The organism is Pseudovibrio sp. POLY-S9 (assembly GCF_001431305.1).
In the GTDB taxonomy this organism is placed as follows: domain Bacteria; phylum Pseudomonadota; class Alphaproteobacteria; order Rhizobiales; family Stappiaceae; genus Pseudovibrio.
In genome coordinates this window covers 14,215-22,934 of record NZ_LCWX01000074.1, presented here as the reverse complement: position 1 = coordinate 22,934, position 8,720 = coordinate 14,215, and the positions used below count along the sequence as shown (strand labels likewise).

General features: G+C 55.1%; 8 protein-coding genes. 2 read left to right on the top strand and 6 right to left on the bottom strand.

The genetic code is table 11. The features are described 5' to 3' along the window. The 5 genes from PPL9_RS32305 to PPL9_RS05535 all read right to left on the bottom strand — a co-directional run. Window positions 1-196: hypothetical protein (locus tag PPL9_RS32305; RefSeq protein WP_057461766.1), on the bottom strand; the 196-nt coding region annotated here is incomplete at its 3' end. Between the two features lie 122 nt (window positions 197-318). Then, window positions 319-1,503: an ABC transporter substrate-binding protein gene (locus PPL9_RS05550; protein ID WP_200962115.1), complete on the bottom strand. Its 1,185-nt coding sequence runs from the start codon at window positions 1,501-1,503 to the stop codon at window positions 319-321. 40 nt (window positions 1,504-1,543) lie between these two features. Beyond that, the gene (locus PPL9_RS05545) at window positions 1,544-3,136 is read right to left on the bottom strand and encodes an AMP-binding protein (protein WP_057461765.1); all 1,593 of its coding nucleotides are present in this window, start codon (window positions 3,134-3,136) and stop codon (window positions 1,544-1,546) included. A 140-nt stretch (window positions 3,137-3,276) separates the two neighbouring features. Continuing rightward, entirely contained in the window at window positions 3,277-4,713 is a 1,437-nt protein-coding gene (locus PPL9_RS05540; protein ID WP_057461764.1) for an NAD(P)/FAD-dependent oxidoreductase, read from the bottom strand. Between the two features lie 42 nt (window positions 4,714-4,755). After that, complete coding sequence (locus PPL9_RS05535; protein ID WP_057461763.1) at window positions 4,756-5,766, bottom strand: SMP-30/gluconolactonase/LRE family protein; 1,011 nt, start codon at window positions 5,764-5,766, stop codon at window positions 4,756-4,758. Window positions 5,767-5,954: 188 nt separating this feature from the next. On the opposite strand from PPL9_RS05535, the gene PPL9_RS05530 reads away from it, so the two are divergent. Both PPL9_RS05530 and PPL9_RS05525 read left to right on the top strand, forming a co-directional pair. Further along, complete coding sequence (locus PPL9_RS05530) at window positions 5,955-7,106, top strand: acetyl-CoA C-acetyltransferase (protein WP_057461762.1); 1,152 nt, start codon at window positions 5,955-5,957, stop codon at window positions 7,104-7,106. Window positions 7,107-7,141: 35 nt separating this feature from the next. Continuing rightward, window positions 7,142-7,939 (top strand): SDR family oxidoreductase, encoded by a 798-nt coding sequence (locus tag PPL9_RS05525; protein WP_057461761.1) that lies wholly within the window; start codon window positions 7,142-7,144, stop codon window positions 7,937-7,939. A 31-nt stretch (window positions 7,940-7,970) separates the two neighbouring features. Here PPL9_RS05525 and PPL9_RS05520 read toward each other — a convergent pair. Continuing rightward, window positions 7,971-8,720, bottom strand: a 750-nt coding sequence (locus PPL9_RS05520) for an SDR family NAD(P)-dependent oxidoreductase (protein ID WP_057461760.1), incomplete at its 5' end; no start/stop codon positions are given.

Sequence of the window (8,720 nt, the reverse complement as noted above, 5' to 3'; positions counted from 1 at the left end):
CTTCCCCGGTTCCGCCGATTTCCTCTGCAAGGCCAAGGGCCGTATACCCCAGCTCCTGACCCAGCACCGACCATAGGGACTGGCAGGTCTGGCTGGTGGCCCCGGCCCGCGCAAGCTCCAGTCCTCCTGCATCCGCTAAAAGCCTCTGCACGGTTTGGGCAATTAAGCTGTCATCGTCACACGTTGAATAAGTCATAAAAAAATCCAGCCTGTTGTTAGACCAAAATAGTCTCAGGCTGGATCTCTGCGCGTCATCCAAATAAACGAGTAAAGCTCTTTAATTGGCTGATATGCGCGTAATTACGATAAAAAGTTTCTTTATTGACAGGTGATGCGCTCAATCAGACCATCTTCGCGGTGCGCATAAGCGTTTTTCACCACAACCAGTGAATCCGGTGCTGGCAGGAAGTGTGACTCCTGACTAGCAGCGAACGGGCCAACCATATTGGTCATCTTTCCTGCATTGGCTTCCACCCAGGCGGCAACCTTTTTCCCATCCGTGGTGCCAGCCCCTTCAATTGCCATTTTGAAGATCAGCGGACTGATGTAAAACGGTATGATCGCGGAGCTGCCACCGATGCGGTCGAGGTCTTTGATGGCCTTTTTGGCGCGGGCATCAAACATGGCGTAGGGCGTTGTGCCAACTTCATCACCGGGGCAGTAGGTCATGCCGACAAACTGCACGCTTCTGACGTATTTGAAGGCGTCCGGCCCCAGCAGCTTTTCATTAGCTGCTGCAAAGTTGGTCATGGTCAGCGAGCCAAGCACTGGTACATCCCAACCGATTTCCTGCATGTTTTGCAAGAACTTGCGGGAATCATCACCAAGGCTATTGATGATCAGCACCGCATCCACACCATCAGAGCGCATGGAAAACAGTTGCGGGGTCATGTCCTCGGTTCTGAAGGAAAACTGCTGGATGCTGGCAGGTTTCAGATCCTTGGTCTGAAGGTATTTCAACATCTGCGAAACCGCATCGCGTGACATGCCGCCATTGTCGGAAATGATGCCAATGTTTCGGGCACCCAAAACATTGACTGCATAGTCGATGTTCGGGATCATCTGAGTTAGCCCGGTTGGTGAGCTTGAAAAATGATAGGGTGCCGTCTGCGGTGTTAACCGGGCAGAAGAGGCCAGCGTGATCTGAAAGAGATTGGCCGCTGTCGTCAGACCAGACACCGGAATGACTTCCTGACTGGTGACAGGACCGATAAACCCTTCAACCTTTTCATTTGCAATAAGACGGCGCGCTTCGGCAACCGCATGGTTGGGCTGTGTCAGCGTATCTGCCAGAATAAACTCGACCTTACGCCCGTTGATCCCACCTTCAGCGTTGATGTCCTCAATCGCCATCTCCCAGGCAAGTTGGGCCACCCGGCCAAAGGATGCACCGCCGCCGGACAACGACACCAATCCGCCAACCTTAATCGTATCTTCTGCATGCACCAAGCTGGCTGCCAAGGAGGCGGCGACAACTGTGCCTATCCTGAGTAATTTCTTCATCCCAAATTTCCCTCTCCAATGAAAATTCACCTCATTCTTTTTATTCAACCAGCGCTTCTGCACGGTTGTTCAGCAATTCGTAAAGATCCTGTTTTCTGACTTTGCTTTGCGCGCTGAGTGGCAGTGTTTTCACAATTTCAACACGGCGCGGGCATTTGAAGTTTGCCATATGGTCCCGCGCCCAGCTGATAACCTCCTCCGCACTCAGCTGGTGGCCCGGCTTTAACACAACAAAGGCGCAGCCCACTTCGCCCAGCCTGTCATCGGCAATGCCAATAACCGCTGCACTGCCAATGGCTGGATTGCTGCTCAAAAGCCGTTCAATCTCAGCGGGGTAACAGTTAAACCCGCCGCAGATATACATGTCTTTCAACCGGCCTTTGATCTTCAGGTTGCCGTCTTTATCCAGCTGCCCCAAATCACCGGTATGCAAATAACCCTGCTCGTCAATGATCTCTTGTGTGGCCTCTTCGTTATTGAAGTACCCCTGCATCACCGCATAACCGCGGATCACAACTTCACCGGTTGTTTCCGCTGGCAAAATGGAGCCGGAGGTGTCTTTGATCGCCACTTCCAAGCCCGGTTGGGGCCGCCCTGCGGTGGTGGCGATTGTTTCATCATCATCGTCAGCGCTGCACATGGTGCCAAACCCGCCGCACTCCGTCAGGCCATATCCGCTGACAACATCCTTAAACCCAAGTATCTGCCGCATATCCCGGATCAGTGCTGGCGGAATAACAGCACCGCCCGTCACCCCAACGCGCAGGGTGCTCAGGTTATACTGGCCAAGGTTTTCCTCCTGCAGCATGCCCTGAAAGATCGCGGGAGGGCCGGGAATAACGCTGATGCCGCTGGTCTCAATGCGGCTTAAAATTTCATCGGGCTGATAAGTTAAGTGGGGAATAAGAGTAGCCCCGCGCAGCAAACACACAAGCACGCCGCAGCGATAGCCAAAAGCATGGAAAAACGGCGGGATCACCAACACCCGGTCGCCCTTAGTCAGCCCCACCCGGTCTGCCCAGCCATCAACGCCCATCAGGCATTGCTTGTGTCCAAACATCACGCCCTTGGGGAAACCGGTGGTGCCGGATGTAAACAGCATGTCGCACAGATCATCCGGGCCAACGCTCTGCTCAACATCATGCAGCTGCTGGGCTGATATGCTGTTGCCTTTTTCCAAAAACGCCTGCCAGCCGCAATCCCTTTCGTCTTGCGCCTCTCCCATAATGACCAATTGATTGAGACCGCTGCGGGTCTTATCCGCCAGTTCCTGCGGGTAATACTTGCCCAAAAACTGCCCTGCACTGAACAGAAGGGGGGTGCCGCTGCGCTCGATTAGATCGTCCATTTCGCTGGCTTTAAAGCGAGTGCTGGCAGGAATAAGGATAGCGCCGATGCTCACCAACCCCAGGGCTGCCACAACCCAGTGCCAGGTGTTGGGCCCCCACACCATCACCCGGTCACCCTTTTTCACACCCAAAGCGATCAAGGCCCTGGCCGCCTGCTGGCGCAGCTCGTCCAGTTCAATAAAGGAGTAAGTCCTGCCCTCTTCCAGAGCTGGCATTGTCCCGTATGTCTGAGCGGCCCACTTACAAAGATGACCAATGGTGGTAAAGGAAAGATCGTTATGCATTGAAAATCCTGATCGGCAGCAAACACTAAGAAGACTGTTTAAAAGAACGGGTGCACTGGGCCGAAGAGACGTTCGGCCCATATGCCGGATCAGGGTGCCCCAATATTGGTCACCCTGTCCAACATTTATCCTTGAGGATTTTACGCAGAGGCTTCTGCCAGTTTCAAGGTTGGCTCCTGCTCCACATACAAACCGCCGATGGAGGCGTTTTTGTCCAAAAAGCTCAGGCCGACAATGCCGTCCATGAACTGCAAGTGCTCTTCGCGTTCTTCCTCGCCGATCTCCCGCGTGCCCCGGCGCATATCGACCCCCGTTTTCAGCTTCTCGGTCACCTTGGCAACAATGACCGCGCCATACTCTTCATCACTGACATCGGTAAAGTCAGCAGTGCCGGAAACAATATCAACAAAGGCTGTTTTCATTTCCTCCGTGTCATATTCCTTGGAGGTCAGCTTTTGCGATTGGGCGAAGTAGCCTTTTTGCCCTTGGCCCATGTCGTAGAACGTGGAGACCAGCATCAGGAACCGCAGATAAGCCTGGCGGTAACTGGTTTCAAAGAAAGTATGCGCCCGGTCTTCGTCCACATCGCCAGTGTGAATGCTGGTGATGCAGGCTGCGGCCATCAGCGCGGAGAACATGGCAAGGTGCACACCGCTGGACAGCAGCGGATCGAGGAAACACGCTGCATCGCCGCTCATGAAAAAGCCGGGGCCCGAAAAGGAGTCAGATGTGTAGGAATAATCTGATTCAACACGCATTTTGCCGCGGGTTGCCTTTTGCAGCATCAGCTTGGCTTCGGGATGATCCTCCAAAACCTGATTATAAATCTCCTCATCACTCATGTTATCCTTGCGTTTGGAGCGCAAAGCATCATGGGCGATTACCAGACCAACGCTGACCTTGTTGTCTTTGAGCGGAATAAACCAGATCCAGCCCTGATCAACAGCCAAAATTCGCGTGGAGCCTGCTGGTAGATCGTCGTAGCTCAAATCCACATCATCATAATAAGCCCACAAAGCCACGTTTTTGAACACATCATGGAAGCGGCGGTTTTTAAAATGGCCGTTGGCGAGAACACCATTGCGGCCTGAGCAATCAATCAGGTGCTTGAACTTCAGCTCACCGGACTTTTTCTTGGTGTGGTCTGTCCACGAGGCGCTGACTGCGCGGCCATCTTCAAAATTGATCTTGTTGACACTGACATTTTGATGAACCTCAGCCCCACACTCGCCAGCGTGCTCAATCAGCAGATTATCAAACTCAGCGCGCTCCACCTGGAAGGAATGCTCCGGTGCACCTTCAACCTCATCAAACCGGAACGCCCATTTTTCTCCGCCCCAGTTGAAGTACCCGCCCGGCTTTTTGACAAAGCCACATGCAGCAACTTTTTCTGTTGCGCCGATGATATCAATCATGGGAACCAGTGAGGCTAGGAGGGACTCACCAATATGATATCTTGGAAACACATCACGCTCCAAAATGGTGGTCTTGATCCCATTGCGCGCCAGTGCCGCAGCGGCGGTTGATCCGGCTGGCCCACCGCCAATAACAAGAACATCTGTTTCATATACTGTCATTTCAAAATCCCCTGATGCTTAGATAGGTTTGCAATAATTCAATTAGTTAGACCATGCTGGACGGGCAGTTGGCCGGCAGACAACCGAGTTTGCTTTTTCCTTGGGAAGATGACCGAAGAAATTCAGGTTGGTGACGCACAGCTCTGTCTCTGAAAATGCCAGGCTGGCAGGTGCCCCTAATGTGTCCCTGAGCGGATTGCCCAGCTGCTCGCGCCGGTCGGCTTGCGGATTAAGCCGCCAGATTTCGCTGCGTTTGGTTTCCGTCAGATAGAAGGTCCCATCCCCGTCAACTTCCAGCCCATCCATATTGGCAAAGCCAAAGGCAACCATCTCCGCTTTGCCTGCTGATCCATCCGCAAGGATCGGAATCCTCACCAGCAAGGGCAGCCCGCCTGTGACGCCATAAAGAGCACGGCCATCGGGGGAAAGAGCAACGCCGTTGACGCCAACATCGTAGCCGCTCAACACATGATCTCCACCAGAAAACAGCGGATCTTTGGACCACAAATCAACCTTGCGGCTGGTTGGATTGATCTTCCAGATTGCTTTGAGCGACAGGTCTGAAAGGTAGATGTCGCCATGTTCATCAATCACCGGATCATCCGGGAAGCAAAACGGATAGCCCTCAGCGCGCGTGGCAACCGCTTCCACCTGCCCGGTAGAAATCTGCACCGCATATAGGCCGGAATGGCGCACGGTGGAATCGGCACAGGCCTCGACAGCCAGCCCCGGAACTGCGGGCCAGGTATAGCGTTTGGAATATTCTGCAAAGGCAACGTAAAGGGTGTCCTTGCCGTCAAAGTCGATTCCTATTGTGCTGCCCTTGGCAGAGCCGATGACATCGCGCAGTGTCGCGATCCTTGTTTTTTCTCCATCAGCGGAAACCCGATAAATCTCGGCTGAATGGAACAGCGAAACAAAAAACCCGCCCTGCTGGTCGCTGACCAGTCCCTCAGGTGCATCATCAAACCGCGCCAGTATGCGCCAGTCGGATGCGTCCGCACGCACTGCACACAGCATCAAGCAGATGGCGGCAATCAGTCCTTTCCACATGCCCAAGTCCCCCCTTGGCCGTTTCAATGATGGCAATCTGCCGCGTTCTGTCTGGTGCCGCATCACCTATTCGGACGATTTTATTTTTCAGGGCGCGCGCTACATGGGCCATAGCCACCCCGCTGCGGTTTTCTCAGCATTGCAAAAAGTGGCGAGCCACCTCACACCAGAAACAGGGAACCTTCAAAATGCCGGAAGCCTATATTGTTGATGCCGTACGCACACCGATCGGGCGCAAAAAGGGCAGTCTCGCGCAAATGCATTCCGCTGACCTTGGCGCACACCCGATCCGCGCTTTGCTGGAGCGTACATCCATTGAGCCAGCTGCCATTGATGATGTGATTTATGGCTGCACCGACACGCTCGCCTCACAATCAGGCAACATTGCCCGCACCTGCGCACTGGTGGCAGGCTTGCCGGACCACGTGCCCGGTGTCACCATTGACCGGCAATGCGGGTCTGGTCAGCAAGCCATCCATTTTGCCGCGCAAGCGGTTATGAGCGGCACGCAGCATCTGATTGTTGCCGGCGGCGTGCAAAGCATGAACTCCATCCCCATTGGCGCAGCCATGAGCGTTGGCCCGCAATTTGGCTTCACCTCGCCATTCACCAGTTCCAAAGGCTGGCAGCGCCGGTATGGCGGCGAAGAAATCTCTCAGTTTCGGGCTGCCGAAATGATTGCCCAATATTGGAAATGCTCCCGCGAGGACATGGAACACTACGCCTTAAACAGCCATCAGCGCGCCATCAACGCCATCGACAATGGTTATTTTGATCGCGAAATCAGCGGAATTGACGGGTTTGAGAGCGATGAAACCCCAAGGCGCGAGACCAGCTTGAGCAAGATGGCAGAGTTGCAGCCGATAAAGGAAGACGGCCGTATACACGCCGGTGTTGCCAGCCAGAACTGCGATGGGGCCAGCGCACTGCTGATCGCCTCTGAGCAGGCGGTCAAGGATCATAACCTCACCCCGCGGGCGCGCATTCATCACCTCAACGTTTATGGCTGCGATCCGGTGTGGATGCTGACCGCCCCCATCCCGGCGACGAAAAAAGCACTGCAGGACGCACAGATGCGGGTGGAGGACATTGACCTGTTTGAGTGCAACGAAGCGTTTGCCTCTATCCCGATGGCCTGGATGAAAGAGTTGGACATTCCGCCAGAAAAGACCAATGTTAATGGCGGAGGGATCGCCCTGGGACACCCGATTGGGGCAACGGGGGCACGGCTTATGACCACACTTTTGCATGAGATGGAACGCCGCAAGGTTCGCTTCGGCCTGCAAACCATGTGCGAAGGCGGCGGTATCGCCAATGCTATGATCATAGAACGCCTTTAACCGCCCCCCACACAGCAGAGGTTTTAAATTCCGCTATGTCTCAATCTCACCAATCCGTTCATGCATCAGATTTGTCGGGCCGCGTTGCTATTGTGACCGGCGGAACGCGGGGGATTGGCGCTCAAATCGCCTGCTCCCTGCTGGCGGCGGGCTGTCATGTTGCCGTCTGTGGCCGCAATGCGCCACAGCATCTGCCGCAGGCCGCAGGCAGGCAAGCCCGGTTCTGGCCCTGCGATGTGCGCGACCCGGACTCGATCACCAGCTTTGTTAAGGCTGTTGAAGCGCAGATGGGCCCAATCAGCATTCTGGTCAATAACGCAGGCGGTGCACCCCATGCGCCCGCAGCAACCGTCTCACCAAGGTTTCATGAAAAAATCGTCGCTCTGAACCTGCTCGGCCCAATCCACTTCTCACAAGCTGTTTATGCCTCTATGCACAGGGCAGGTGGTGGGTCCATCGTCAACATTGCCAGTGTTTCAGGGGTGCGCCCCTCGCCGGGAACCGCCGTTTATGGAGCCTCAAAGGCAGGCCTGTTGGGGCTGACCCGCTCTCTGGCCGCTGAGTGGGGGCCGGAAATCCGGGTGAATGCGATTGTGGTCGGGCTCATTGCGACACAGACGCCAACTGAGACCTATGGTTCAGCACAGGCAATGGCCCAGATTGCAGCCAGCTTGCCGGCAAAGCGAATGGGCGCTCCAGAGGATATCGCCAAGGGTGTGTTGTATCTGAGCAGCCCCTCATCCAGCTACGTTTCCGGGGCTACGCTCGAAATCCATGGCGGCGGAGAAAAGCCGCTGTTCCTAGACCAGATAGAACGGTTTCAAGACGCCTGATCGCGCCTTGAAACCGGGTTGCATTCTCGGCTTACACCGTGCCGTACACGGGTTTGCCCTGCGTTTTTTGCGCCAGAAGATTGCCCATGGTTCTGGAGATTTCCTCTGCCGTCCAGCGCCGGGAAATGTCTTCGGCAGGGCCGTCATTCCATCCAGAGGCGACACTCAGGCGGCCACCGATCAGCTCAAAAACCTCACCCGTCACATGCTCTGAGTACTCAGAGCACAAATAAGAAATCAACGGGGCTGTGTTTTCCGGTGCAAATATGTCAAAGCCGTTCTCGCTGCTCGACATCTTGTCGCCAAAGGCCCCTTCTGTCATGCGGGTGCGCGCCTGCGGAGCCACAGCGTTTGCGGTGATCCCATAGCGGTTCAGCTCCGTGGCCTGCACCAGCGTCAACCCGGCGATTCCGGCCTTTGCTGCTGAGTAAGCGCTCTGCCCGATGGAGCCTTGCAGCCCCGCGCCAGATGTGGTGTTGATAATTTGCGCTTTCATCGGGTTGCCCGCTTTGTGCTGGGCGCGCCAATAATCAACCGCATGGCGTGTTGTGCAAAAATGGCCGCGCAGGTGCACTTTCATCACCGCATCCCACTCTTCCGGCGTTGCTGATACAAACATCCGGTCCCGCAAAAACCCGGCATTGTTGACAATGGCGTGCAGGCTGCCAAACTGGCTCAACGCGCTTTGCACCAGCCGGTGCCCGCCCTCCCAGTCAGCAACATCATCATAATTTGCGATGGCCTGTCCGCCCATCTGTTTGATCTGGTCGACAACCTCATC